We start from the raw sequence: 25653 nt of genomic DNA, 5'->3' as shown, positions 1-25653 counted from the left end.
ACTAGCAGGAGATCATCGGGGACGACATGGCGCAGAAACCGACCAAGCTGAAGGCCCTTCCGGCCGCGGAGACGCCGCCGGACTATGTCCTCGACTCCCAGGTCGGCTTCCTGATGCGCGTGGCGATGCAGCGCCACACCTCCATCTTCATGTCCAACATGATCGAGGATCTGACCCAGACGCAATTCGCCGTGCTGGCGAAGCTGCATGAGGTCGGCCCGAGTTCACAGAACCATCTGGGGCGGCTGGTCTATCTCGATGCCGCGACCATCAAGGGGGTTGTGGATCGGCTGGGTCTGCGCGGCTTCATCACCACCGGTAGTGACCCTACGGATCGCCGTCGCCGTGCGGTGTCGCTGACCGAGAAGGGCGCCCGTGTGGTCGATGCGGCAATCCGCGTTGCAGCGGAGGTCAGCGCCAAGACGCTGCGACCGTTGACGGCCGAAGAGCAGCGCACGCTGACGCGGTTGCTGAAGAAGATTACCTGATCAGACTTTGGCGTTGAGCAGCGCCTTCACGCGCTGCGGCGAGACCGGCAGCTGCGTGATAGCCCCGGGCTGGCCGAGCGCGTCGTCGATGGCCGCTGCAATCGCCGCGCCGACGGCATTGGTGCCGCCTTCACCGGCGCCCTTGAGCCCCATCGGGTTGAGCGGGCTCGGCGCATCCTCGGAAATGATCACTTCGACATCAGGTACTTCGCGGGCCGTCGGCATCAAATAGTCGGCGAAGGTTACCGCCAGCGGTTCGCCGCGGTCGTCGTAGGTGAACTCTTCATAAAGCGCACCACCGATGCCTTGGGCCACGCCGCCAACGATTTGGCCATCGACCAGCATCGGGTTGATCGCTTTGCCGATGTCATAGGCGACAAGATACCGCTCGACGCTGATGCCGCCTGTATCGCGCGCCAGCGAGACGACGGCGACATGGACGCCGTAAGGGTAGGTCATATGCTTGGATTCGAACGACGCTTCGGCGAACAGGCCAGGTTCGCTATCACCGACCAGATTGCCTCCCGGTTCGAGCGCCTTTGCGATCTCGCCGAGCGTCATCGATGGGCCGGTACTGCCATCGAGGCGGACAATCTCGCCATCGACGATATCGAGTTGATCGGCCGTCAACTGCATCAATTCAGCTGCGGCCGCGAGAGCCTTGTCGCGCAGCTTCAGTGCGGCTTGCCGCGTCGCTTCGCCTGTCATCACGGAGACGCGCGAGGCGAAGGCGCCGAGGCCTCTGGCGATACGGTTGGTCTGGCCGTGGATCACGCTGACATTGTCATAGCTGGCGCCGAGTTTCTCTGCGCAAATCTGAGCGATGACAGTTTCGACGCCCTGGCCGACCGAAGCGGCGCCGGTGACGACTTCCACGAGCCCGTCGGTCCCGACATTGATCCGCACATCGTCGAATGGGCCAAGACCGCTTTTCTCGACGAACATGGCGACACCGGAGCCGACCAGTTCGCCCGCCTTGCGACGCGATGTAATCTGCGTCTGCAGGTCGTCCCAGCCGATGCCATTCAGCGCCTTGTCTAGCAACTTTGGATAGTCGCCTGAATCCAGCACGATGTCGGTGCCGAGCGTTTCCAATGCACGCGTGACCGGCATCTCGCTGGTCGCGATGAGGTTGCGGCGGCGGACCTCGACGCCGCTGATCCCCACTTTGGCCGCGACCGCATCCAGCAAGCGTTCGCGCACGAAAGTGCTCTCATAGCGGCCGGGCGCGCGATAGGTGCCGCCAGGCGTCTTGTTGGTCAGGCGGATATGGCCGAGCACGCGATAGGCGGGAATGCGATAGGGGCCGGGCAGCATCGCAGCGGCGAGGTCGGGCACGGTGGCGGCATGCGTGCGCATGTAGCCGCCCTGATCGTGGAAGAACTCGTTGTCGATCGCCAAAATATTGCCGTCGCGATCGATCGCCGCGCTGATGTGATGGGTCTGCTGCCGCGAGTGATTGGCCGCGATCAGATGCTCGCGGCGATCCTCGATCCATTTTACCGGGCGGCCGAGGCGCAGCGCGGCCAGACACACCAGTACGTCCTCGGGATACATCTCGCCGCGAATGCCGAAGCCGCCGCCGACATGGCCCTCGAACAGATTGGTGTTGGCAGCAGTGCGGCCAAACATTTTCGCAAGCTGGTCGCGATTCCAGTGCGGGACCTTTGCCGCGCCGTACATTTCCAGCATGTCGGTCTCGGCGATATAGCGGCCGATAGCGCCGCGCGTCTCCAGGGGAACGCCGGAATGACGGCCGATGGAGAGCGAAAGGCTGACTACGGCATGCGCATTGGCGAACGCTCCATCGACGTCGCCATAACCTTTCTCGATCAGCGCGGTCTCGGTCGGTAGTCCGTCGCGGAACTCGCCGATCTCGCCATCGGCCTGCAGGATCACCGGCAGTTCCTCGATCTCGACCTCGACATGCTCGGCGGCATCTTCGGCAAGATAGGGGTCTTCGGCGAACACGACGGCGACGGGATCGCCGACATAGCGCACCTTGTCCTTGGCCAGAATAGTCTGGCGATAGGCGGCGAGCTGTTCCAGCCGGGTCAGGCGAAAGTCGATTGGCGGGATCTCGGAGACATCGGCAAAGCTCCATGCGGCGACCACGCCGGGAATGGCGAGCGCCGGCGCGAGGTCAACCGAGACGATGTTGCCGTGGGCATAGGTCGAACGCACCACGCGCATGTAAAGCTGGTTCGGGAAATTGATGTCCGCAGCAAATTTACCCTGGCCACGCAGCAGCGGGCCGTCTTCCTTGCGGAGGACGGACTTGCCGACCAAGGTCGCTTTCGCGGCAGCACTCACGACTGACGCATCTCCACCGCGGCGGCGCGGACCGCCTTGATGATGTTCTGGTAGCCGGTACAGCGGCACAGATTCGACGACAGCACGTCGACCAGATCATGGTCAGAAATATCCGGTTCGCGCTCCAGCACGCCGACGGCAAGCATCAGGAAGCCGGGTGTGCAGAAGCCGCATTGCAGGCCGTGGTTCTCCATGAAGGCGCGCTGCATCGGATGCATTTCGTCGCCATCGGCGAGGCCTTCGACGGTGCGGATCTGCTTGCCGTCCGCCTGCTGCGCGAACATCAGGCAGGAGCGCACCGGTTCGCCATTCACCAGCACCGTGCAGGCGCCGCACACGCCGTGCTCACAGCCGATATGCGTACCCGTTTGACCGCAATCCTCGCGGATCGCGTCGGCGAGGGTCCGGCGCGACTCGACGCAGATGGCGTGGGCTTGGCCGTTGATGGTGAGGGTGATGTCGGTCTTGTCGCTCATGCAAGTTTTCCGTTGCTTGGCAATTTTCCGCTTGCGCGCAGCGCCGCACGAATGCGCTGCGGCGTTGCCGGCATTTCATCGATGGAGATTCCGAACGACGAAAGCGCATCATTGATCGCCGAGATCACGGCGGCCGGCGCGCCGATGGCGCCGCCTTCGCCGAGGCCCTTGGCCTTGGTGATGGAGTTACCGGTCAGGGTCTCGACGTGATGCAGCTCGATTTCGGGAATTTCGTGCGTTGTCGGCGGCAGGAAATCCGCCAGCGTGCTGGTCAGGATGTTGCCGGTCTCGTCATAGATGATCTCTTCAAGCAACGCGTTGCCGATGCCTTGCGCCACGCCGCCATGCACCTGACCGTCGGCGATCATCGGATTGATGATCAGCCCGGCATCCTCCGCGACCAGAAACTTCTCCATCTCGACACGGCCGGTCTCTATATCGACCTCGACAATCGCGACATGGCAGGCGTTGGAGAAGGTGCCCGACGGATCGTAGGTGCCGGTCTCGGTGAGGCCCGGTTCGATCTCGCCCTTGAAGATGTGGGTCTGGTGATAGGCCGCACGCGCCATCGATGCGATGGTGACGGAGCGATCGGTCCCGATGACATGCGCCGAGCCGGACTGCAGCGTGATGTCTTCGGGCGCGGCTTCAAGGAAATGGCTCGCCATCTTCAGCAGTTTGGCGCGGATCTTTTGCGCGGCCAAAAGGCTGGCGCCGCCCGACAGCACCAGCGAGCGGCTGGCAAACGTGCCCCAGCCATAGGGCGAGCGGTCTGTGTCGCCGTGAACGACCTTGATGAATTCCGGATCGATGCCGATTTCGTCGGCAATGATCTGCGCCAGCGATGTGCGCAGGCCCTGACCATGCGGCGATGAGCCGATCCGCGCTTCGACGAAGCCCGAGGGATCGATGGTCAGATACACGGTCTCGAAGCCCGGCGTGATCTCCATGCCGCGCGCCGCGAAAGCGGGGCTGCCATAGCCGGTGCGTTCGGAGAAGGTGGCAAAACCGATACCGAGATAGCGGCCGGCATCGCGCGCGATCTTCTGGCGCTTGCGGAATGCGTCGAGGTCGATGGCCTTGATGGCCATCTCCATGGTTTCCTTGTAGCTACCGTCGTCGAAGACGAGCCCGGTCGCTGACGTGTAAGGGAATTTGTCGATCAGATTTCGACGCCGCAGTTCGGTCGGCTCTATGCCGAAGGCGGCGGCAGCCTTGTCCATCAGTCTTTCGAGCACGAAGGTGATGACCGGCCGCGAGACGCCGCGATAGGGCGCCATCGGGCAGGTATTGGTCATCACGCCGCGCGAGCGACAATCATAGGCGCGGACGTCATAGGGGCCGGGGAGTTCGGCCAGCGCCATCAAGGGTTCGACCCCGCAGGTCGTGGGAAAGCAGGAATAGGCGCCGATATTGGCGACGATATCGCCGCGCAAAGCGAGCAGCTTGCCGTTCTTGTCGAATGCGCCTTCGAGCTGCACATGCTGGTCGCGGCTGTGAAAGCTCGCAATCAGGTTTTCGCGGCGATCCTCGGTCCAGGCCACGGAGCTGCGCAATTTGCGCGCCAGCCAGACCAGCAGCACATATTCCGGCGCCAGCGACATCTTTTGGCCGAAGCCGCCGCCGACGTCAGGCGCGATGACACGCAGATCCGATTCCGGAATGCCGAGGATGTCGCACACCGCCGTGCGCGTTAGATGCGGCATCTGCGTGGTGCAGGTCAGTGTCACGCGACCGGTCGATCCGTCATAGGAGGCATGACCTGCGCGGGCCTCCATAGGCGTCGCATTCTGACGGCGCGAGCGGGCATCGACGCGCATCACCTTGTGTGCGGTCTTCCAGACATCCTCGAAGCCGGGTGTCGCGATGCGACCCTCGACGATCACGTTGTGTTTGGTGTCGGCGTGAACCAGCGGAGCGCCTTCGGCAAGCGCATCTATCGCATCGATCAGCGGTGCGCCTTCGGATATCTCGACCTCGACCTGATCGGCAATGTCCTCCGCCTGATCCTTGCTCGGCGCGTAGACAGCCGCGATGGACTCACCTGTGAACCGCACGACTCCATCAGCAAGGATCGGCTGACCGACCGCGACATAATTGAACTTGCTCAGCATCGGCCGGATCGGCTTCAGCTTTGTGAGGTCCTTAGCCGTGACGATGCCTGCGCCTTCCGGCGCCGTTATGTTCTCGATCGTTCCGGCAGCCACGCTGCTGCGGACGAAGCGCACCCAGTGTGTGGCGGGCATATCCGCCGTGAAGCGGCCGCGGCCGGTGACGAGGGCGGGGTCCTCGAGCCTGCGGATCGAACGCCCGACCCAGGTCGTGCCGGTGCCCTTGGTGTGGACCGTCATTGTGCCGACCGCTCCAGTGCGCGCCGCGTCACGGCGCGGACCAGATCGCAGCGATATTCCGCAGTGGTCTGGATATCCTCCAGCGGCTCGATTGCATTGGCCGCGGCTTCACCGGCGGCGACGAACAGGTCCGGCGAGGGAACCTGACCGTTCAACACGTCTTCGGCCTCAGTGATCCGTCGCGCACGATCCTCGGCACCGCCAATGCCGACATGCGCATCGGCGATCACGCCATCAACAAGGCGATAGGTAACGAGTGCGGCAGACATCGCAAAATCGCCCGCACGGCGGCTGAATTCGTAGAAGCCGAATTTGGTATCGTCGGGTAGCAGCGGCAACCGCGCTTCGGCGAGGAACTCATCCTCGGCCAGTGATGTCGACATGATGCCTTCGAGGAAATCGGTGACGGGCACGATGCGTTCGCCGCGCACACTTTTCACCACTAGATTGGCGTCCAGCGTTGCCGCGACGAGGCACCATTCCGATGCAGGGTCGGCATGGGCGAGGCTGCCGCAAAACGTGCCGCGCATCCGGATCGGATAATGCGCGATGTGGCTGACCACGAAAGCGAGGAGCTTGCCGAGCGGACCGTCGATGACAGGCTTGTGGAATGCGCTGTGGCGCACCCGCGCGCCAATCGAGAGATAGTCGCCGTCGACAGCGAGGCGGTCGAGCCCTTCGACCTCATTGATATCGATCAAGTGTGCTGGCCGCGCCATGCGGAACGCCATGATCGGCACCAGGCTCTGGCCGCCCGCCAGAATGCGGCCATCGAGCGGCGCAAACTCGGCCAATGCACTCACAACTTCATCCACGGTGCGTGGGACGTGTCGCGTGAACGGCGCCGGCTTCATATGGAAAAACCCCGGGCAGGAGGGCCAAAATTCACTTGTATGCTAACAATCGTCTTTTGGAAGTCAATCAGTGTCGCTGACGCAAAACGGGGCGTTCGCCGCCTGCGTTTTGATCACACGGGGATAGCTGAATTCGCCGAGTCGAGCGCGCTAAGTTTCAGGCGATATCGCGCTGCAGCGCGAAGTCATCCAGCAATGGCGAGCGTTTGCCCGCGATCATCCCGCCGATCAGTTGCGCTGCGAGATAACTGAAGGTGATGCCGTTCCCGCCATAACCATAGGCGGCATAGAGATGCGGATGGCCGGGCACGGGTCCGATCAGCGGCAGCCCATCGCGCGTGGTGTCGAAAGTGCCGGCCCAGCGATAGTCGATGGCAAGTTCGGCGCGTGGCCAGAGCGATGCGAGCTTCTCCTTCAGCGCACGTGCCTTGGCAGGGATCAGGGCATCGCGTGCATCGGGATCGATGATCTCGTCGCTGTCTTCGCCGCCGATGATGATGCGGCCGGATGCGGTGGTTCGGGCGTAGAGATAATCCTTGCTGTCTTCCCAGATCAGTACGCCGTCGCGCCAGAGTCTGTCCGGCTGCGGCTTCGTCGCGATCGCCCAGCTCGAAGAGGGTTTCTGTACCGTTGTGTGCACGATATCGGGCATCACATAGCCGGTGGCCAGCACGACGTGGCGGGCCTCGACGGTACGGCCGTCAGTCAATTGAACGCCGACGGCATGGCCTGCGGAGTCGAACGCGGCCGTCTCCGCCTCGAATAATCGCGCGCCGCGCGCTGTCGCGACATTCAGCAGCCCCAGTGCCAGTTGCAACGGATCGGAATCTGCCGAGTCCGGCGAGATGATGGCACCCGCCCGGGCAATGTCGTATTCGGACAGGAGGGTCTTGTGATCGAGGAGTGTGCCGGGCAGGCCGGCGCGCGCGCGAAGCGCGTGTTCCTCGATCAGCCCTTTGGCACTCTCGCCTGCGGCAAGATAGAGCGAGTCCTTCGCGCGCATGTCACATCGCAGGTTGAGCGTCCGGACCAGCGCCTTCAATCCATGGACGGCGTCATAGCTGGCGCGATAGGCACGCGCGGCGCGCTCATAGCCATAGAGATGTGTCAGCTCCTGCAGCGAACGATCGATCTCCCACAGCAGCATCGACGTGCTCGCTACTGTACTGCCGCGCCCAGGCAATTCGCGATCGACGATCACCACATCCAGTCCCTGCCGCGTCAGTTGCTCGGCCATCAGGGCGCCGGTGATACCGCCGCCGACGATCAGGGCATCGCATGTGATGTCTTCGGTGAGGGGCTGACGGGGCGCATGCTGCAGGCCGGCAAACCACGGCGAACGTCCGCCGCGCAAATCAGCATGCTCGGTGGTATCGGGATCGAGATCGGAAATGGGGCACCATGAGGCTGGGGAAGGAAGGCGCTGTCCGCGCCTCGTACCGAAGTCACGTGACAATTTCCCGGGTCCTGTTCCGTTCCCTGGGGGAGCGCGCGGGCGCGCAGGCTGCTCCAGATTCTCGCGGTCTCAGGTGGGGTCGCGCGCCGGGTCCCCCATGATCTCGGATCAGAGATAAGTGATTTCAACGGGTTAGATACCCGTAGCAAGATCGCCGCGGTGACGTTAAACAGGCGCCAAACCAAACCAGACGATGTGAGCCGGACCAACCGGGGCTTTACCGCTCCAGCGTGGTTTCTATCTCATTCATTGCTCAAAGGACGCCGCGACCGTGACCATGAACAGCCTGCCTTTGCCGCAGCTTTCCCTCCCGAAAGACAAGATCAAAATCCTTCTGCTCGAAGGCGTGAACGACAGCGCGGTCGAGCTGATCGAGGCGGCGGGCTATTCGAGCGTGACGCGGCTCTCCAAGGCGCTCGGTGGCAATGAGCTGAAGGAAGCACTCAAGGGCGTACACATTCTCGGTATCCGGTCGCGCACGCAGATCACCCAGGACGTGCTCGATGCCGCGGACCGGCTGATCGCGATCGGTTGCTTCAGCGTCGGCACCAATCAGGTGGATATCGACGCGGCGCGCCGTAGTGGCATTCCCGTGTTCAACGCGCCGTTCTCGAATACGCGCTCGGTTGCCGAACTGGTGATCGGCGAGATCGTCATGCTGTTCCGCCGGATCATCTCGCGCTCCAATCTGGCGCATGAAGGCGGTTGGGAGAAATCGGCCAATAACAGCTATGAAGTGCGCGGTAAGACGCTCGGCATCGTCGGTTACGGCAGCATCGGCTCGCAGCTCTCGAACCTGGCGGAAGCGCTGGGCATGCGCGTGATCTTCTATGATCACACCGATCGATTGCGTCACGGCAACACCGAACCTGTCGGAAGCCTGCAGGAACTGCTGGCGCAGAGCGATGTGGTCAGCATGCATGTGCCGGAGACACCGGCCACGCAGGGGATGATCGGTCGCGACGAGTTCGCCGCCATGAAGGACGGCGCCTATTTCATCAACAACAGTCGCGGCACCGTGGTCGATCTCGATGCGTTGGCCGATGCACTGCGCCAGGGCAAATTGCGTGGTGCGGCCGTCGACGTATTCCCTGTCGAGCCCAGTTCCAATCAGGAGCGCTTCGTTACCCCGCTGCAGGGTCTGGAGAATGTCATCCTGACGCCGCATGTCGGCGGCTCCACCGAAGAGGCTCAGGAGCGCATCGGTGCGGAAGTCGCACGCAAACTGATCGACTACAGCGACAGCGGGTCGACTATGGGCACGGTGAACTTCCCGCAGGTACAACTGCCGGCACGCCCGTCAGGTACCCGGTTCATCCAGGTCCAGCGCAACGTTCCGGGCATGCTGGGACGGCTGAACGAGGTGCTGGCGCGCCATGCGGTCAACATTGCCGCGCAATATTACGAGACCAACAACGACATCGGCTATGTCGTCCTCGATGCCGATGCATCGGCGGCGGATAGCGAGCGGGTGCTGGCGGATATTCGGGCGCTGGAAGGTACGATCCGCGCGCGCTTGTTGTATGAATACAAGGACTGAGCTGTAGTTCGGCTCCACGAACGACATCGAAAGTCGATTTCTCTGCACGGGCCGCGGCGCCAGTCAGGCTGCTCGCCGCTATGAAAACAGGGCGACCATATTAGTAGACGACGGCGGCCCATCGAACCATCGCCAGAGCTCTTCACGTTCCCTTTGATTTGCGCATCTTGAGCTGCTGCAGATTGTCGTCGTAATGACAGCGACAGGAACGAAATGGTTGCGCGCAACAGTCGGCCGTGACGATGTCTGGAGCGTTCCAGAAAAGCGCAGCCTATTACGTTGCCGCGTCCAGGAAAAGCATGGCTCGCTGACGAGAGCGCTGCGTCTATCTTCCTGCCAAATTTCAACGGCACTGATTTTGAGTCTTTCAAAGCACCTTTGGAATCTTTCCAGACACGATTTCAACTGACTCGATTCGTCGATGATCGAGGCATTCTAAATCGCAGCGCGTGCATTAGCGTTGCGGTGACGATGGCGTCTCTCTAGTGAAGCGCTGCAGATCACGAGCAATCGGACGTTGCCGATGAGGCACAGGCGGCTAACGCGGAATGCGATTCTGCGGAGAAAATGATTCACGTTGAGTGTTGGCCCTGCTCGGACGCGGAGAGCGGATCTCGGAGCTATGGTCGTTGCAGGCCGAGTGCGGAACCATTTCGCGTCGGCCGACGTGCTGTTGATGAAGGACTTTCTGGGAATGCGACTTGCAGGTGGGGTTCGGACGGTGGCTCGCTTTGGCGTGACACTACTAGGTGGCGTGGCGTTTGTGGCGTGGTTTGAATCGCCTGCTCAATCCCAAACACCGCAAGGCGCCACCGCTCTTCCTCCTGTGACCGTCGATGCTCCGACGCAGCGGTTGGTCCGCCGCGCACCAACCAAACGAAATGTCGCCGGGGTCCGATCAACTTCGCGGCGCGCCACGGTGTCTGACGCCCCGCAAACGCAAATCGTCGCGGCGCAATCGCGGCCGTCGCAGCCGGGTGTCGTGCCCGCCTTTGCAGGCGGCCAGGTCGCTCAAGGCGGACGGCTGGGACTGCTCGGAAACACCGATACGATGAAGTCGCCGTTCAATATGACGAGTTACACGGACAAGTTCATCCGGGATCAGCAGGCGGCGACGGCTGCGGATGCCTTGATCTTGGATCCTTCCGTGCGCAGTTCCCACCCAACGGGCGGTGTGCTCGATTCCTTCAACATTCGCGGCTTCCCGGTCAACGAAGGCAACAGCGGTGAGTTCGCCTTCGAGGGCCTTTATGGGATCGCGCCGACATACCGCATCTTCACGGATTACGTCGAGCGCATCGAAGTGCTCAAGGGCCCCTCAGCCGCGCTCTCGGGCATTGCACCCAATGGCGGCGTCGGCGGCGTCATCAATGTCGTGCCCAAGCGCGCGGGAGAGGACTTGACCCGCTTCACCGCAAGTTACGGTTCTGCCGCACAGTTCGGTGGCCACTGGGATATTGCGAGGCGTTACGGTGACAGCAAGGAATGGGGCGTGCGCGTCAACGGCAGCCTGCGCGACGGCGATACGCCCATTGACCGCCAGTCCGAAACGACAGGTGTCGGATCGCTGGCCCTTGACTATCAGGGCGAACGGTTCAGGTCCTGGCTCTACCTCATCGCCCAGACCGATCGGTTCGACGCTCCGTCACGTCCCTTTCTCATGGCTCCCGGCCTGCAAGTATCAAAGGCGCCGGATGGTCGGTTGAACATGACGCAACCCTGGGAATGGTCGCACATCAACGATCAATCCGCCTTGCTACGGACCGAATACGATGTAAGCGATCAGGTTACGCTGTTCGCCGACGTCGGCGGATCTCGGACTAACGTCGAGCGATTCTTCGGTCTTCCGACGATCATCAATACGAGCGGTGACACGACCGCAACGCCTCAATTTTTCGGGCTTAGCATCCATCGAACCACATATGATGGCGGCGTCCGCGCCCGCTTCGATACCGGCGTCGTCCACCATGCGGTCGCCTTCCAAGCTTCGGTCTATCATGACGCGCTGTACCGGCGACTCACCAATGGCAGTCTGGTCACATCGAACATCTATAATCCGACGGTGGCGCCGACCCAGTTCGCGAACGAGATCAGCGAGCGCCCTCGGCTCTCGGACAGTGAACTCACGGGGCTCTCGATTGCTGACACCTTGTCCGTGCTCGATGAGCGTGTCTTGTTGACTTTGGGTGTCCGGCGCCAGGGCATCGAGGCGAACAACTATCTTTCCAATGTCGGAACGCTCACGTCGTCCTACGACAGGAGCGCGACTACCCCAGTGGTTGGTCTCGTCATCCGGCCCCGGGACAACGTCTCTCTGTACGCGAACTATATCGAAGGTCTAAGCCGAGGCGACGTCGCGCCCCAGACCGCTTCCAATTTCGGCGAAGTACTCTCGCCCTACATCGCCAAGCAGTACGAGGCCGGCATCAAGGTAGACTTCGGTCGGTTCGCCACCACCTTCAGCGCCTTCGAGATATCGAAGGCGAGCGGCGAGCTGTCCGGCGGACGCTTCGCGGCAACCGCCGAACAGCAAGTCCGTGGGCTCGAATTCAACGTCTATGGCGAACTCATGCCCGATATCCGTGTCCTCGGAGGCTTGTCGCTGCTGGATGGCACCCTGACGAAGACCGCCGTCGCGGCTAACGTGGGTAACACGCCAATCGGCGTTCCGAACGTACAGGCCAATATTGGCGCCGAGTGGGATCTCCCGTGGGTGAGGGGGCTCACTTTGAATGGGGCAGTCATCTACACGGGCAAGCAGTTCGTCGATACAGCGAACAAGCAACCGATTCCGGACTGGACGCGACTCGATCTCGGTACCCGTTACACGACGGCAATCAACGGCAGGAAGACGGTTTTCCGCGCGAACGTTCAGAATGTGACCGGTGCGAATTACTGGTCCAGCGTGGCCTCATTCGGAACGTTCTTCCTGGGAGCACCGCGCACGTATCTCCTGTCGATGACCCTGGACATGTAATCGCTGCTCTTGGGTCATCCGGTACCGCAATACTGTACCGGCGAGGGGAAATCTTCGCGAACAGGACTGAGATCTGATCAAGCAGTTGAAAAGAAAGGAAAATGCTTTAGCTCTGTGGCTCTGACCATATGTCAGCCCAAAAATCAGATACACAGACTAAAATCACAAAGTTAAATGAAAACAATATGTTAGAGTGCCGCTTTTCCATTGCCCCGATGATGGACTGGACTGACCGGCATTGCCGCGTCTTCCATCGTCTGCTGTCGCGACGGGCGCGGCTCTATACGGAGATGCTGACGACGGGCGCCGTGATCCATGGCGACCGCGCGCGGCTGCTTGGATTCGACGCGAGCGAACATCCGGTGGCGTTGCAGCTGGGCGGTTCGGAGCCGGCGCATCTTGCAGAAGCGGCGAAGATCGGCGCGGATTTCGGCTATGCCGAAATCAACATCAATGTTGGCTGCCCCTCGGATCGTGTGAAGGACGGGCGCTTCGGGGCGTGCCTGATGGCCGAGCCGGATCTGGTGGCGCGCGGTGTGGCCGCGATGAAGCAGGCGGTGGACGTGCCGGTCACCGTGAAGTGCCGCATCGGCATCGACGATCAGGATCCCGAAGTCGCACTCGATACGCTGGCACGCGCGGTGGTCGCCGCCGGCGCCGATGGCCTGATCGTGCATGCGCGCAAGGCGTGGCTCAACGGCCTGTCGCCGAAAGAGAACCGCAACATTCCGCCGCTGAACTACGACCGCGTCTATCGGCTCAAGGCGGCAATGCCCGACGTGCCGATCATCATCAATGGCGGCATCATCGGCATCACTGAAGCCGCCGAACATCTGGCGCATGTGGATGGCGCGATGCTCGGTCGCGCAGCCTATCAGGAGCCGTGGCGGCTACTGTCGGTGGATCCCGAATTGTTCGGTGAGCCTGCGCCGCATGGGACAATGAAAGACGCCTTCGCGGCGATGATGCCCTATATCGAGGATCAACTCGCGCAGGGCACGCGGCTGCATTCGATCACACGGCATTTTGTCGGCGCATTCCACGGCGTGCGCGGCGCACGCGCATTCCGGCGTTATCTGGCGGAGAATAGCGTCAAGCATGGTGCGAGCATCAATGTGCTCCGAGAAGCCATTGCGCAGGTCGAGGACGAGCCTGCGGAGTCGGTCGCGGCTTAGTTACGGATAGCCGCGCAGCATCAGTCTGTCGGCGCGTACTTCCCAGCTTTCCAGGCGATCGAGAAAGCTCATCCCGAGCAGGTTGGTTTTCATCTGGCCGCGCGGCACCACCAGTGCCGGGACGGATCGCTCGACCAGTTTGCCGACCGCCAGACGATCCAGCGTCAATCGCGCCGCCTTGGTGCGGCCGCCCGCAGTCTCGACGTCGACATTGTAGTCGAGCATTTCGAGCGGCAGACCCGCGGCCTTTGCGGTTTCATAAGTCAGCACCACCGAGGTTGCGCCGGTATCGATCACCATCGCCGTCTTGACGCCGTTGATCTTGGCCTGAAGCCCGAACTCACCAGTGTTGCCGCGCGGGACGTCGACCAGCCGCAGTGGCGGCGGGCTCTGCTTGCGCAAAATTTCTGTGACGAGATTGCCGGCCTTGGAGATTTGCTTGGGATCGCCATAGGCGAGGGCGGCGCCTGCCGTCGCGACAATGACGATGACGAGAAGAAAGACCCGGCTCATGGCGAGCCTCTCAGGTGGCCGCGGATGTCCTCTTCGCTGCGTATGTCGACGAAGGCTCCAGCCCCGCCTCGGCCATGCGGGCCGGCAGCAGTGCCATCGTATCCAGACGCTCCGCGCTGTCCATTTTTCCCCAGCGCGCGATCTCCGGCAGCGTGCGTCCGCAGCCGAGGCAGAGCTTGGTCTTGGGGTCGATGAAGCAGACTGCGATGCACGGCGTTTCTTTGCTCATCCAGTAATATTGAAGCGGATCGGCTTGCTTGCGCAAGCGTCGAAATCACAGCCCGGTTCCTGCATTCATGATGGGTTTGTTGCGGGCCCGCCGCTTTTCATCGGCGACGTTCATCTCGTAATCGGGCTGCAGCGGAGGCCCATCGGGCGCCATCGGAGCAAGCGCAGACATCACGCGCTCCGGCGGGAAAGTGATGATCACCTCGGTGCCGACCCGCAGCTTCGATTTCAGCGTGAAGGTGCCGCCATGCATGTCGATCAAGCTCTTGGCGATCGGCAGACCGAGACCGGCACCCTGTTCGGCCGATTTGATCGAGTTCGATCCCTGGCCGAAGGAGGCCAGCACGATCGGGATCTCGTCTTCGGCGATGCCCGAGCCGGTGTCCCTGCAGCTCAGATATTGGCCGCCGGAGGCGGTCCAGCCGACCTTAAGCCAGATCTCGCCACCCTGTGGCGTGAACTTGATCGAATTCGACAGCAGGTTCAGCACGATCTGGCGGCAGGCGCGCTCGTCGCCCCAAACCCGCGGCATGCCGTGTTCGAATACTTCGTGGATGGTGATGCCGCGGCTCGATGCGCGCAGCTTCAGGAGGTGATGGCAGTCCGCGACGACATGCACGAGCGAGACGGCTTCTTCGTTGAGTTCGTAGCGGCCGGCTTCGATGCGGGACAGATCGAGGATCTCGTTGATGAGATTCAGAAGGTGCACGCCGGAATTATGGATGTCGGCCGAGTAGTCCTTGTAGACCGGCACGGCATGGCCACCGAAGATCTCGCTCTTCATCACTTCGGAAAAGCCGAGGATGGCGTTCAGCGGCGTGCGCAGTTCATGGCTCATCTGCGCGAGGAAGCGCGACTTTGCGACATTGGCGGCTTCGGCGCGGTGGCGCGCTTCGTCGGAGATGGCCTTGGCCTGTTCGAGTTCGCCGATCAGGGCGTCCTTCTCGGCGCGGGCTTCCAGTGTCGCGAGCGTGGTCGAATGCAGCCGCTGCGCCAGCAGCGCGAAATAGCCTTCGGCTGCGACAGCCAGAACGGCCAGCACGTAGTTGTCGAACGTGCCGCGCAGGATGAAGCTCAGCGCCACGCCGAGGGTCACCGGCGCGGTGGCGGCAAAGGCGGCAATCGGCAGGCTCGCGGCGAGCATGCTGGAGACCGCGACCACCAGCAGCATCAGGAACATCATCAGCGAATTGGAGACGACGTCGACGCCGGTCGGATGCACGAGGATCACCGTCCACGACAGGCCGTAGAGCAGGTCCAGAAAGATAAAGCGCAGCCGCCATTTATGCGTGCTGCTGGGTGTCGGTGTTTCCGCCAGATAGCGATTGCAGGCGCGCAGGATCACCGCGTGAATGCACAGCATGCCGCATGACCATGCGGCAGCCGGCAGTGGCTGCATCCAGAACCCGAACAGGATGCCTGTGCCGACCACCAGCAGCGTGATGACGAGCGAGGCGGAGAGGCGGGTCTGGGCGTATTGGCGGAGCAGCTCGCGATCGAAAGCGGGGCGTGTTCCCGATGTCGAGGTCAGCCGGTCGCGCGCTTCGCGCACCCGCTGTTGTGCCGCCCGGCGATTGCGCGGCGGAACAGCGATGGGCGTTTCAGCCGGAAGCTGGACGACCTCGGGCCTGGCGGCGGGCTCACTCATCACTCGTACACAAATCCTGCACGCAAACGCGCGCGGTTTTTCACAGACCCTATCTGTGCCGCACAATCATTAAGAGGTGCCTTAAAGAACGAAGTAATCCGGTTAATATTCAATAAAAATGGTATCGACGGAGGGCGCCTGTAGGTGCCGCTCCGCCTTGATTTGTTCAGCAAACCTAGATGGTTAGCGGGGCAATCTTGCCAAGAGGCTTGAAGTGTCCCATCGCTTGCCGCCGAGCGCTTCGACCTCGCCGTAGAACTGATCGACAGTGGCCGTGACCGGCAGGCTGGCACCGTTGCGGCGGGCCTCGGCGAGACAGATCGAGAGGTCCTTGCGCATCCATTCGACGGCGAAGCCGAAGTCGAATTTTCCGTCATTCATGGTCTTGTGACGGTTCTCCATCTGCCACGACTGCGCGGCGCCCTTGGAGATCACCTCGACCACCGCATTGACGTCGAGACCGGCCTTCTTGGCAAAGTGAATGCCTTCGGACAGTGCCTCGACGAGGCCGGCGATGCAGATCTGGTTGACCATCTTGGTGAGCTGGCCGGAGCCTGCGGGACCGAGCAGCTTCTGCATCTTGGCATAGGCGGTGATCACCGGTTCGACCTTGGTATAGGCCGCTTGGGTGCCGCCGCACATTACGGTCAGGGCGCCGTTCTCTGCGCCAGCCTGGCCGCCCGACACTGGCGCGTCGATGAACTGGAAGCCGGCTTTGGTCGCCGCGGCATCGAGCTCGCGGGCCACTTCGGCGGAGGCGGTGGTGTGATCGACGAAGATCGCGCCCTTGGTCATGCCGCTGAATGCGCCGTCAGCGCCGATGGTGACCGAACGCAGGTCGTCGTCATTGCCGACGCAGCACATCACGAAGTCCTGGCCTTCGGCAGCCGCTTTTGGGGTCGGTGCGGACTTGCCGCCGAACTTCTCGACCCACGCTTTGGCCTTGGCTGCGTTGCGGTTGTAGACGGTGACCTCGTGGCCGCCCTTGGTGGCAAGGTGACCGGCCATGGGGAAACCCATGACGCCGAGACCGATAAATGCAACTTTGGCCATGTCCGTACCCTTTGGATGCTGTCGGCTTTGCTGCCGAACGTCGACTGTTGGGAAGTGAGGCGCCGCCCTGGTTCGTGGCGGCGAGATCGCTGGTGATGAGGAGCGCCAGCATAGTCGCTGCACAGGACGCGGCAAAGCCCCCGTTACCACTCATGGCTGCAGCCGCCTATGGTGCGCTGCAAAAGAAAATCTGGTGCCGGTCTTGTGCCAGAGCAATCTCGGAATTCTCAACATAGCCTAGAAACGGCATGGACTTAGGGCGGAAGTTCTCTATCTGTGCGGTCTAGTTTGTCCGTCGATCGGGAGACACGCATTGAGCGTTTCGCAGCAGCAGGTTCTGGATGGTCTGGCCAAGGTGACATCGCCGCGCGGCGTGCCGCTGATCCATGCGGATGTTTTGTCCGAGATCGTCGTGACCGACGGCAAGGTGCTGTTTTCGATCAATGTGGACGCCGCTGAAGCGCGGGCCTGGGAAAGCGTGCGCGCGCAGGCGGAAGCCGCAGTGCGGGCGATCCCTGGTGTCACCGGTGCAATGGTCGCGCTGACCGCCGAGCGCAAGCCGGGCAGCGCACCGCCTGCGCCGCAGCGCCACGACCACGCAGGACATTCCCATGGTCCCGGTGGGCATTCGCATGGTCCGCAGTCCGGCGGCGTACAGCCGGTCTCGGCGCATCGCCCGCACGCCAACCCGGCTAACTCGCCAATGTCAAAACAGGCTGAGATTCCCGGCGTTGCCGCGATCATCGCCGTGGCCTCGGGGAAGGGCGGTGTCGGCAAGTCCACGACGGCACTCAATCTGGCGCTGGGGCTGCGCGATCTCGGCCTGAAGGTCGGTTTGCTCGACGCCGATATCTATGGTCCTTCGGTGCCGCGGCTGACCGGCATCAATGAAAAGCCTGTTCTCGACGACAACAGGAAGATGATTCCGATCGAGCGCTTTGGCCTGTCGATCATGTCGATCGGCTTCCTGGTCGAGGAAGAGACCGCGATGATCTGGCGCGGGCCGATGGTGATGTCGGCGATCACCCAGATGTTGCGCGATGTCGCCTGGGGCACGCTCGACGTCCTCATCGTCGACATGCCCCCCGGCACCGGCGATGCACAACTCACGCTGGCACAGAACGTGCCCCTGAAGGGCGCCGTGATCGTCTCGACGCCGCAGGATCTGGCGCTGATCGATGCGAGGCGCGGCCTTGCGATGTTTACCAAGGTCAATGTGCCCGTGCTCGGCATCATCGAGAATATGAGTTATTTCCAGTGCCCGGAATGCGGCACGCGCTCCGACATTTTCGGCCATGGCGGCGCCCGTCATGAGGCCGAGCGGCTCAAGGTGCCGTTCCTCGGCGAGGTGCCGCTGCATATGTCCATCCGCGCCATGTCGGATGCCGGCACGCCGGTGGTCGTCAGCGAGCCCAACGGCCCGCACGCCGCGATCTATCGGGCCATCGGCACGCAGATCCGCGACCGGTTGCAGGGCGTTATTGCGGCAGCGTAAGCCGGCCGGTGGCCGGGGCCGAGATGTCGCATAGAACTTTCGTTCAATTGGGCTGGCAACGACGTTCGTCGTGTTTTCCGCGGCCGAATAACCGTGTTAGACAGCCTCTGCACGAGAGCGTCTTCGGTTGAATCGCGCAACGATTTGCCGCTGAATATGCTCAAAGGAATTCTAGGGAAAACGCCCGCAATAAGGAGAGCTTGAATGAAGCGTCGTGAGTTTTTGAAGGTTTCGACGGCCGGCGCCGCGGTGGCCGCCGTTGCCTCGCCGGCGATCGCGCAGTCCGCGCCCGAGGTCAAATGGCGCCTCGCGTCGAGCTTCCCGAAGTCGCTCGACACCATCTATGGCGGCGCCGAGATGATGGCGAAGCAGGTTGCCGAAATGACCGACAACAAATTCCAGATCCAGGTCTTCGCGGCCGGCGAACTGGTCCCCGGTCTGCAGGCGCTCGATGCGACCTCCAACGGCACCGTCGAAATGTGCCACACTGTGTCCTACTACTATGTCGGCAAGGATCCGACCTTCGCGATCTACGCGTCGGTCCCGTTTGGCCTGAACGCACGCCAGCAGAATTCCTGGTGGTACCAGGGCGGCGGCGAACAGCTCGGCAACGAGTTCTTCAAGAAATTTGGCGTCATCGGTCACCCTTGCGGCAATACGGGCACGCAGATGGGCGGTTGGTTCCGCAAGGAGATCAAGACCGTTGCCGATCTCTCCGGTCTCAAGATGCGCATCGGCGGCATTGCCGGTCAGGTGCTGCAGAAGGTTGGCGTCGTGCCGCAGCAGCTTGCGGGTGGCGACATCTATCCGTCGCTCGAAAAAGGCACCATCGACGCTGCCGAGTGGGTCGGTCCCTATGACGACCAGAAGCTCGGCTTCCAGAAGGTCGCAAAGTACTACTACTATCCAGGTTTCTGGGAAGGTGGCCCGACGGTCCACGCCTTCACCAACCTCGAGAAGTACAACGCGCTGCCGAAGAGCTATCAGGCGATCCTCACCAATGCCTGCGCCAATGCCAACAGCTGGATGGCCGCTCGTTACGACATGCAGAATCCGGCAGCACTGAAGCAGCTCGTCGCGGGTGGCACGCAGTTGCGTCCGTTCACCAATGAAGTTCTGGACGCCTGCCTCAAGGCCACCAACGAACTCTGGGCTGAAATCTCCGCGAAGAACGCCGACTTCAAGAAGTCGATCGACGCGATGCAGGCCTATCGTTCGGACGAATATCTGTGGTGGCAGGTCGCTGAATACACCTTCGACAGCTTCATGATCCGCTCGCGTACCCGCGGCTGATCTTAAGCCTCGATCAAACATGGAGCCCGGCCTTCGCGAGAAGGTCGGGCTTTTTGCATTGCGTCACTCAAATCACCGTGGCTTCTCGCTGGAATCTGGCCCATGCTGCTCCCCAACGCCCTCGCCAAGAAGGACGCTGACACATTCACATCCAGGGAGCACATCATGAAGCGTCGTGAGTTCATCAAGGCTGCCGGTCTGGGGGCTGCCGGTGCGGCCATTGCCGCGCCGGCCATCGCGCAATCTTCGCCGGAGATCAAATGGCGGTTAACGTCGAGCTTTCCGAAATCGCTCGATACGATCTATGGCGCCAGCGAGGTATTCGCCAAGGCCGTTGCCGAGGCCACCGACAACAAATTCCAGATCCAGGTGTTTGCCGCCGGTGAGATCGTCCCCGGTCTGCAGGCGCTGGATGCGGCCTCCAACGGCACCGTGGAGATGTGCCACACGGCGGCCTACTATTATGTAGGCAAGGATCCAACCTTCGCGTTCGGTACGGCGGTTCCGTTCGGACTCAACAGCCGGATGCAGACCTCATGGTTGCAGGTGGGCGGTGGCGCCGAACTCTTCAATGAATTTCTCAAAGCCTACAACGTCATCGGATTCGCGGCCGGCAACACCGGCTGCCAGATGGGCGGCTGGTTTCGCAAGGAGCTGAAGGAGCCATCCGACCTCAGTGGTCTCAAAATGCGCATCGGCGGCTTCGCCGGCCGTGTACTCACCAGGCTCGGGCTCGTTCCGCAACAGGTGGCCGCCGGCGATATTTACCCGTCGCTGGAAAAGGGCACCATCGACGCTGCCGAATGGGTCGGACCTTACGATGATGAAAAGCTCGGTTTCCAGAAGGTCGCCAAATATTACTACTATCCCGGCTTCTGGGAGGGCGGTCCGACACTGCACAATATGGTCAACCTCGCTAAGTGGGAGCAGCTTCCTGCCAGCTACAAGTCGATCATCAGGACCGCCTCGTCGCTCGCCAACGAAACCATGCAGGCACGCTACGACGCCTACAATCCGCCGGCGCTGAAGCGCCTGGTAGCCGGTGGCACGCAGCTGCGGCCGTTCCCCGCATCCATCATGGATGCGTCGCTGAAGGCTGCCAACGAGGTTTATGCCGAAACCTCGGCCAGCAATGCGGCGTTCAAGAAAGTCTATGACAGCATGGTGGCCTTCCGCGGCGATCAGTACACTTGGTGGCAGGTCGCCGAGTATAGCTTCGACAGTTTCATGATCCGCTCGCGCACCCGCAGCTGATCGAAGACTGTTTCGGAAAAAGGAGCCCGGCCTTCGTGAGAAGGCCAGGCTTCTTGTTGAAGCGGTCTCCCTTAGCCGGTGCGCGGATCGCGAATCCGCTAAGTGTTCTGTTCCTGGAGGGAGCCGAATTTGCCATGACCGAATCTGAAATCGAAACGGCCGCCGACATTCTTGCCGGGGCGCGCCGCAGCGGAACGCAGATCGAAGCGCTGCCCGTCACGCCATCTTCGGTTGCGGAGGCGCACGAGATTCAGGATCGGGTTGCTGCGCTGGTCGGAGAGCCCATCGGAGCCTTCAAGGCCGGTGCGCCGCCCGAGGGCGAACCGACACGCGGTCTGATCGAAGCCCGGATGATTCGTTCGAGCCCGGCGCATATGTCTGTGGTTGAAGTCCCGCATCTCGGCGTCGAGGGCGAGGTCGCCTTCCGCTTTACCCGCGATCTGCCGGCGCGCGCCGCGCCTTATACGCGCGAAGAGATTGCGCAATCCGTGGCCGTGCTGCCGGCCATCGAGGTGGTCTCCAGCCGGTTTCGGGAGCCGACGAGCCGGCCGCGGTTGGAGCAGCTCGCCGATTGCGGGATCAATGGCGGGCTGGTGCTCGGGCCTGAGATGGCCGACTGGTCACATCTCGATTTGCCGAACCTGCACATCACGTTTGTTGTGAACGGCGAGACGGTGCTGGAGCGCAAAGGCGGCCATCCGACCGACGATCCGCTTGCCGCTGCAATCGCGCTGGCCAATATGTGGCGGGATGCCGGAGGCTTGAAAGCAGGGCATATCGTCACGACAGGCAGCTGGACCGGCATGCCGTTCCTGAAGCCCGGTGATCGCTGTGTGGTGCGATTTGAAAAGCTTGGTGAAGCCGAGATAGTGTTTGTCGGCTGAGCGCGTTAGCGATCCTTGCCGTCGAATTGCTGGATATTCAGAGCGCTCAGATCGACCGCAGGCAGACAGCGCACATTGACCGATGCCATCATCATTCCGTTCGGGGCTTTTCCTTCGCCGAACGGGGCAATACCGCAGGTGCTGCAGAAGTGATGCTGAATGGCGTGGTGATTGAACGTATAGGTCGACAGGCTTTCTTTCGCGGTCTTCAGCACCAGTTTGTCGCGTGGAACGAAAGCGAGCAGGCCGCCGCGCCGCCGGCACATCGAACAGTTGCAGTCGATGGCCGAATTGAAGTCGCCCTCGACTTCAAAGGCGATGTTGCCGCAATGGCAACTTCCTTCATGCAGCATCGGTTATCCCCTGATCGTAAAGCGCAATAGTAACGTTATCCGCTATTTTGCTGGTCCGAAATCGGGCATTGCCGGCATCTCGATCTGCGGAATCTCGATCTTCACGTTGGACGTATCCACAGCCGTGTTGTCGATCCAGTAAGTCACGAGACCGGGCCAGTAGATCACGATGATCACCAGGATGATCTGCATCCCGACCCATGGCAGGGCGCCGAGATAGATATCGCGGCTCTTCACTTCGGGCGGTGCAATGCCGCGCAGATAGAACAGCGCGAAGCCGAACGGCGGATGCATGAATGACGTCTGCATGTTCACGCAGAGCAGCACGCCGAACCAGACGAGATCGATGCCGAGCTTGGCCGCGACCGGAGCCAGCAACGGGATGATGATGAAGGCGATCTCGAAGAAGTCGAGAAAGAACGCCAGGAAGAACACGAAGATGTTCACGAAGATCAGGAAGCCGATCGCGCCGCCGGGCAGGCCGGTGAGCAGATGCTCGATCCAGCGCGCACCATCCATGCCCTGGAAGACGAGGCTGAAGCAGGTCGAGCCGATCAGGATGAACACCACCATCGAGGTCAGGCGCATGGTCGATGTCATCGCCTGGTCGATCAGCGGCCAGGTCAGGCGGCGATGCAGCGCGGCGAGCACCATCGCGCCGACCGCGCCCATGGCGCCGGCTTCGGTGGGCGTCGCGAGGCCGAGGCCGATGGTGCCGAGCACAAGGAAGATCAGCACGATCGAGGGGATCATGCCCCACAGCACACGGCTGATGAGCTTCCAGTTCATGGGCTCGCGCGCATGTTCCGGGATCGGCGGCATCGCGCTCGGCTTCAGGATCGACAATACGACGATGTAGAGAATGAAGATCACGACCTGGATGATCGAGGGGCCGATGGCGCCGAGATACATGTCGCCGACCGAACGGCCGAGCTGGTCGGCGAGTACGATCAGCACCAGCGACGGGGGGATGAGCTGCGTGATGGTGCCCGATGCGGCGATGACGCCGGTGGCGAGCTTCATGTCGTAGCCGTAGCGCATCATGATCGGCAGCGAGATCACGCCCATGGCGATGACCGAAGCAGCAACGGTGCCGGTGATGGCGCCGAGCACGGCGCCGACGAGGATCACCGCATAAGCGAGACCGCCGGGGATCTTGCCGAACAACTGGCCGGTGCCTTCGAGCAGATCTTCAGCAAGGCCGCAGCGCTCGAGGATCGCGCCCATGAAAGTGAAGAACGGGATCGACAGCAGCAGGTCGTTCGAGATCGTGCCGTAGAAGCGGAACGGCAGCGCCTGCAGGAAGGACGGATCGAAGTGACCGGTGAAGATGCCGAGAATGCCGAAGAACAGGCCGACCGCGGCCAGCGAGAAGGCGACCGGGAAGCCGAACACCATGAAGCAGATCATGGTGCCGAACATCAGCGGGGGGAACACGCCGTAGGAAAACATCGGTGGTCCTGACTATCGAACTGGTTCTATCGAACGGATTGGTCGAAATGCGAGAGGCTGAAAAAGCGAACGCCGCTATTGCAGCGGCGCTTCGTAATGGGTGTCGATCTTGACGACGCCGGCGAGCGCGGCGATGCGCTTGGCGAGTTCGGCCACACCCTGCAGTAGCAGCAGACCAAAGCCGAGCGGCAGCACCAGCTTCACCGGCCACAGGATCAGGCCGCCGGCATTGCTGGAGACCTCCTGCGAATTCCAGGAATTCAGGAAAAACGGGAACGTCATGTAAGTGAGGTATGTCATCGCCGGCAGCAGGAAGATGCAGAGGCCGATGATATCGATCCACAGCCGCGCGCGATCGGAGACCGCCGAATAGAGCAGATCGACGCGCACATGCTCATTGAGGCGCAGTGTCTGCGCCGCGCCGAAAAACACGATGCCCGCGAACATGTACCACTGGATTTCGAGCCAGCCGTTCGACGAGTAGTTGAAGAGATAACGGATCGTGGCATTGCCGGCGCTGACGAGGCAGGCAAGCAGCACGAGCCACTTGGCGATGAAGCCGAACACATCGCTCAGTGCATCGATCGCACGTGTGAATTTGAGTACGTCCACAGTTCCCCCCGAAAGTCGCCCCGCTGTCCGCTCATCACGTCTTTCTCACTGAGAAAGCGCAGCTTTTTCCGCTGGGCGAAAGAATTCGGCGGCACCATTTCAGCGCGTCATGCAATCGTCAATCGGAAATTGACGGTTTGTCGCAGGCCATTGGTCGAGGGGAAGGACGGAGCACCGCCGGTGGGTTACCCCCCGGTCACGCTCATATGCCGGCTGACGCTCGGCCGGTTGTGGCGGCGATCGATGATGAAATCGTGCCCCTTTGGCTTCAGGCCGATGGCGCGGTCGATCGTGGCGTTCAGGAGGTCGTTGTCGGCGGAAGCGCGCAGTGGCTTGCGCAGATCGGACGCATCCTCGTGGCCCAGGCAGGTATGGATCGTGCCGGTGCAGGTAATGCGGACGCGGTTGCAGGATTCGCAGAAATTGTGGGTCATCGGCGTGATGAAGCCGATCTTGCCGCCGGTCTCGGCGACGCGAACATAGCGGGCGGGACCGCCGGTGTCGTCCGGGAGATCCGTCATCGTGAACTGACCCGCGAGGCGCGTGCGCAGCAGCGACAGCGGTACATACTGGTCGATGCGGCCTTCGCCGATATCGCCCATCGGCATCACTTCGATCAGCGTCAGCGCCATATCTCGGCCGTGGGCCCATTCGATCAATGAGGGGATCTCGTCTTCATTCATGTTCTTCAAGGCAACGGTATTGATCTTCACGGCCAAGCCCGCTGCCTGCGCGGCGTCGATGCCGGCCAGCACCTTGGAGAGATCGCCCCAGCGTGTGATGGTGCGGAATTTTACGGGATCGAGCGTGTCCATCGAGACGTTGATGCGCTTCACGCCGCAATCGGCCAGTTCAGCGGCATATTTGGACAGCAGCGAGCCGTTGGTGGTCAGCGTCAGCTCTTTCAGCGCGCCGGTCTTGAGGTGGCGCGACAGTGAACGCACGAGGCCCATGACGTTGCGCCGGACCAGCGGTTCGCCGCCAGTGAGCCGCAGCTTGGTCACGCCCTTGGCGATGAATGCGGAGCAGAGCCGATCGAGTTCTTCCAGTGTCAGCAGGTCGGCCTTGGGCAGGAACGTCATGTCTTCCGACATGCAGTAGAAGCAGCGCAGATCGCAGCGGTCGGTCACCGAGACACGCAAATAGTTGATCCGCCGGCCGAACGGGTCGGTCATGGCAGAGGAGGCCAGGGCGGGGCTCAACTCGGAGACGGTCATTCAGATGCCTGACTGCAAAAC

21 protein-coding genes are annotated in these 25653 nt (G+C 61.8%); 8 read left to right on the top strand and 13 right to left on the bottom strand.

All coding sequences use genetic code 11. The features are described 5' to 3' along the window. Nucleotides 1-26 precede the first annotated feature (26 nt). Nucleotides 27-488, top strand: a complete 462-nt coding sequence (locus tag LPB73_RS14405) for a MarR family winged helix-turn-helix transcriptional regulator (protein ID WP_231080959.1) — start codon at nt 27-29, stop codon at nt 486-488. Here the strand turns inward: LPB73_RS14405 and LPB73_RS14400 are convergent, their stop codons facing one another. The 5 genes from LPB73_RS14400 to LPB73_RS14380 form a co-directional block, all read right to left on the bottom strand. Then, nucleotides 489-2801, bottom strand: coding sequence for a xanthine dehydrogenase family protein molybdopterin-binding subunit (locus LPB73_RS14400; protein WP_231080958.1), 2313 nt, complete (start codon nt 2799-2801; stop codon nt 489-491). Next, nucleotides 2798-3277 (bottom strand): (2Fe-2S)-binding protein, encoded by a 480-nt coding sequence (locus LPB73_RS14395; RefSeq protein WP_231080957.1) that lies wholly within the window; start codon nt 3275-3277, stop codon nt 2798-2800. The genes LPB73_RS14400 and LPB73_RS14395 overlap by 4 nt, the downstream gene beginning before the upstream one ends. Further along, on the bottom strand, nt 3274-5628 hold the full coding sequence (locus LPB73_RS14390; protein ID WP_231080956.1) for a xanthine dehydrogenase family protein molybdopterin-binding subunit: 2355 nt from the start codon (nt 5626-5628) through the stop codon (nt 3274-3276). The genes LPB73_RS14395 and LPB73_RS14390 overlap by 4 nt, the downstream gene beginning before the upstream one ends. After that, nucleotides 5625-6482 (bottom strand): FAD binding domain-containing protein, encoded by an 858-nt coding sequence (locus LPB73_RS14385; protein ID WP_256461308.1) that lies wholly within the window; start codon nt 6480-6482, stop codon nt 5625-5627. The genes LPB73_RS14390 and LPB73_RS14385 overlap by 4 nt, the downstream gene beginning before the upstream one ends. Nucleotides 6483-6639: 157 nt before the next feature. Next, entirely contained in the window at nt 6640-7836 is a 1197-nt protein-coding gene (locus tag LPB73_RS14380; RefSeq protein ID WP_414716909.1) for an NAD(P)/FAD-dependent oxidoreductase, read from the bottom strand. 379 nt (nt 7837-8215) lie between these two features. On the opposite strand from LPB73_RS14380, the gene serA reads away from it, so the two are divergent. The 3 genes from serA to dusA all read left to right on the top strand — a co-directional run bounded on the left by serA (nt 8216) and on the right by dusA (nt 13630). Continuing rightward, the gene (serA, locus tag LPB73_RS14375) at nt 8216-9478 is read left to right on the top strand and encodes a phosphoglycerate dehydrogenase (RefSeq protein WP_089267132.1); all 1263 of its coding nucleotides are present in this window, start codon (nt 8216-8218) and stop codon (nt 9476-9478) included. A gap of 622 nt (nt 9479-10100) precedes the next feature. Next, on the top strand, nt 10101-12455 hold the full coding sequence (locus LPB73_RS14370; protein WP_231080953.1) for a TonB-dependent receptor: 2355 nt from the start codon (nt 10101-10103) through the stop codon (nt 12453-12455). A 185-nt stretch (nt 12456-12640) separates the two neighbouring features. Then, complete coding sequence (gene dusA / locus LPB73_RS14365) at nt 12641-13630, top strand: tRNA dihydrouridine(20/20a) synthase DusA (RefSeq protein ID WP_256461307.1); 990 nt, start codon at nt 12641-12643, stop codon at nt 13628-13630. On the opposite strand, the gene LPB73_RS14360 is transcribed toward dusA, so the two are convergent. The 4 genes from LPB73_RS14360 to LPB73_RS14345 form a co-directional block, all read right to left on the bottom strand. Further along, on the bottom strand, nt 13631-14143 hold the full coding sequence (locus LPB73_RS14360; protein ID WP_093758931.1) for a TIGR02281 family clan AA aspartic protease: 513 nt from the start codon (nt 14141-14143) through the stop codon (nt 13631-13633). 10 nt (nt 14144-14153) lie between these two features. Continuing rightward, nucleotides 14154-14372 carry a DUF1289 domain-containing protein gene (locus LPB73_RS14355; protein ID WP_068730727.1) on the bottom strand — a complete coding sequence of 73 codons (219 nt, stop codon included), beginning with the start codon at nt 14370-14372 and terminating at the stop codon, nt 14154-14156. A 45-nt stretch (nt 14373-14417) separates the two neighbouring features. Continuing rightward, complete coding sequence (locus tag LPB73_RS14350; protein WP_231080951.1) at nt 14418-16019, bottom strand: sensor histidine kinase; 1602 nt, start codon at nt 16017-16019, stop codon at nt 14418-14420. A 183-nt stretch (nt 16020-16202) separates the two neighbouring features. Next, nucleotides 16203-17072, bottom strand: a complete 870-nt coding sequence (locus LPB73_RS14345) for an NAD(P)-dependent oxidoreductase (protein ID WP_231080950.1) — start codon at nt 17070-17072, stop codon at nt 16203-16205. Between the two features lie 313 nt (nt 17073-17385). On the opposite strand from LPB73_RS14345, the gene LPB73_RS14340 reads away from it, so the two are divergent. The 4 genes from LPB73_RS14340 (at nt 17386) to LPB73_RS14325 (ending at nt 21998) form a co-directional block, all read left to right on the top strand. Then, nucleotides 17386-18567, top strand: a complete 1182-nt coding sequence (locus tag LPB73_RS14340; RefSeq protein ID WP_089267137.1) for an Mrp/NBP35 family ATP-binding protein — start codon at nt 17386-17388, stop codon at nt 18565-18567. 204 nt (nt 18568-18771) lie between these two features. After that, the gene (locus LPB73_RS14335; RefSeq protein ID WP_089267138.1) at nt 18772-19860 is read left to right on the top strand and encodes a TRAP transporter substrate-binding protein; all 1089 of its coding nucleotides are present in this window, start codon (nt 18772-18774) and stop codon (nt 19858-19860) included. A gap of 165 nt (nt 19861-20025) precedes the next feature. Beyond that, complete coding sequence (locus LPB73_RS14330) at nt 20026-21114, top strand: TRAP transporter substrate-binding protein (RefSeq protein WP_231081153.1); 1089 nt, start codon at nt 20026-20028, stop codon at nt 21112-21114. Between the two features lie 134 nt (nt 21115-21248). Then, entirely contained in the window at nt 21249-21998 is a 750-nt protein-coding gene (locus LPB73_RS14325) for a 2-keto-4-pentenoate hydratase (protein ID WP_231080949.1), read from the top strand. A gap of 5 nt (nt 21999-22003) precedes the next feature. On the opposite strand, the gene LPB73_RS14320 is transcribed toward LPB73_RS14325, so the two are convergent. The 4 genes from LPB73_RS14320 to moaA form a co-directional block, all read right to left on the bottom strand. Continuing rightward, on the bottom strand, nt 22004-22351 hold the full coding sequence (locus tag LPB73_RS14320; protein ID WP_175367386.1) for a GFA family protein: 348 nt from the start codon (nt 22349-22351) through the stop codon (nt 22004-22006). A gap of 42 nt (nt 22352-22393) precedes the next feature. Further along, nucleotides 22394-23803 carry a TRAP transporter large permease gene (locus LPB73_RS14315; protein ID WP_120290994.1) on the bottom strand — a complete coding sequence of 470 codons (1410 nt, stop codon included), beginning with the start codon at nt 23801-23803 and terminating at the stop codon, nt 22394-22396. Between the two features lie 75 nt (nt 23804-23878). Then, nucleotides 23879-24415: a TRAP transporter small permease subunit gene (locus tag LPB73_RS14310; protein ID WP_089267141.1), complete on the bottom strand. Its 537-nt coding sequence runs from the start codon at nt 24413-24415 to the stop codon at nt 23879-23881. 185 nt (nt 24416-24600) lie between these two features. Further along, the gene (gene moaA, locus LPB73_RS14305; RefSeq protein WP_231080948.1) at nt 24601-25632 is read right to left on the bottom strand and encodes a GTP 3',8-cyclase MoaA; all 1032 of its coding nucleotides are present in this window, start codon (nt 25630-25632) and stop codon (nt 24601-24603) included. Nucleotides 25633-25653: the final 21 nt, after the last annotated feature.

This window comes from Tardiphaga sp. 37S4, assembly GCF_021044645.1.
Taxonomy (GTDB): Bacteria; Pseudomonadota; Alphaproteobacteria; order Rhizobiales; family Xanthobacteraceae; genus Tardiphaga; species Tardiphaga robiniae.
The sequence above is the reverse complement of the archived record's forward strand: the minus strand, read 5'-3'. Positions and strand labels throughout refer to the sequence as shown.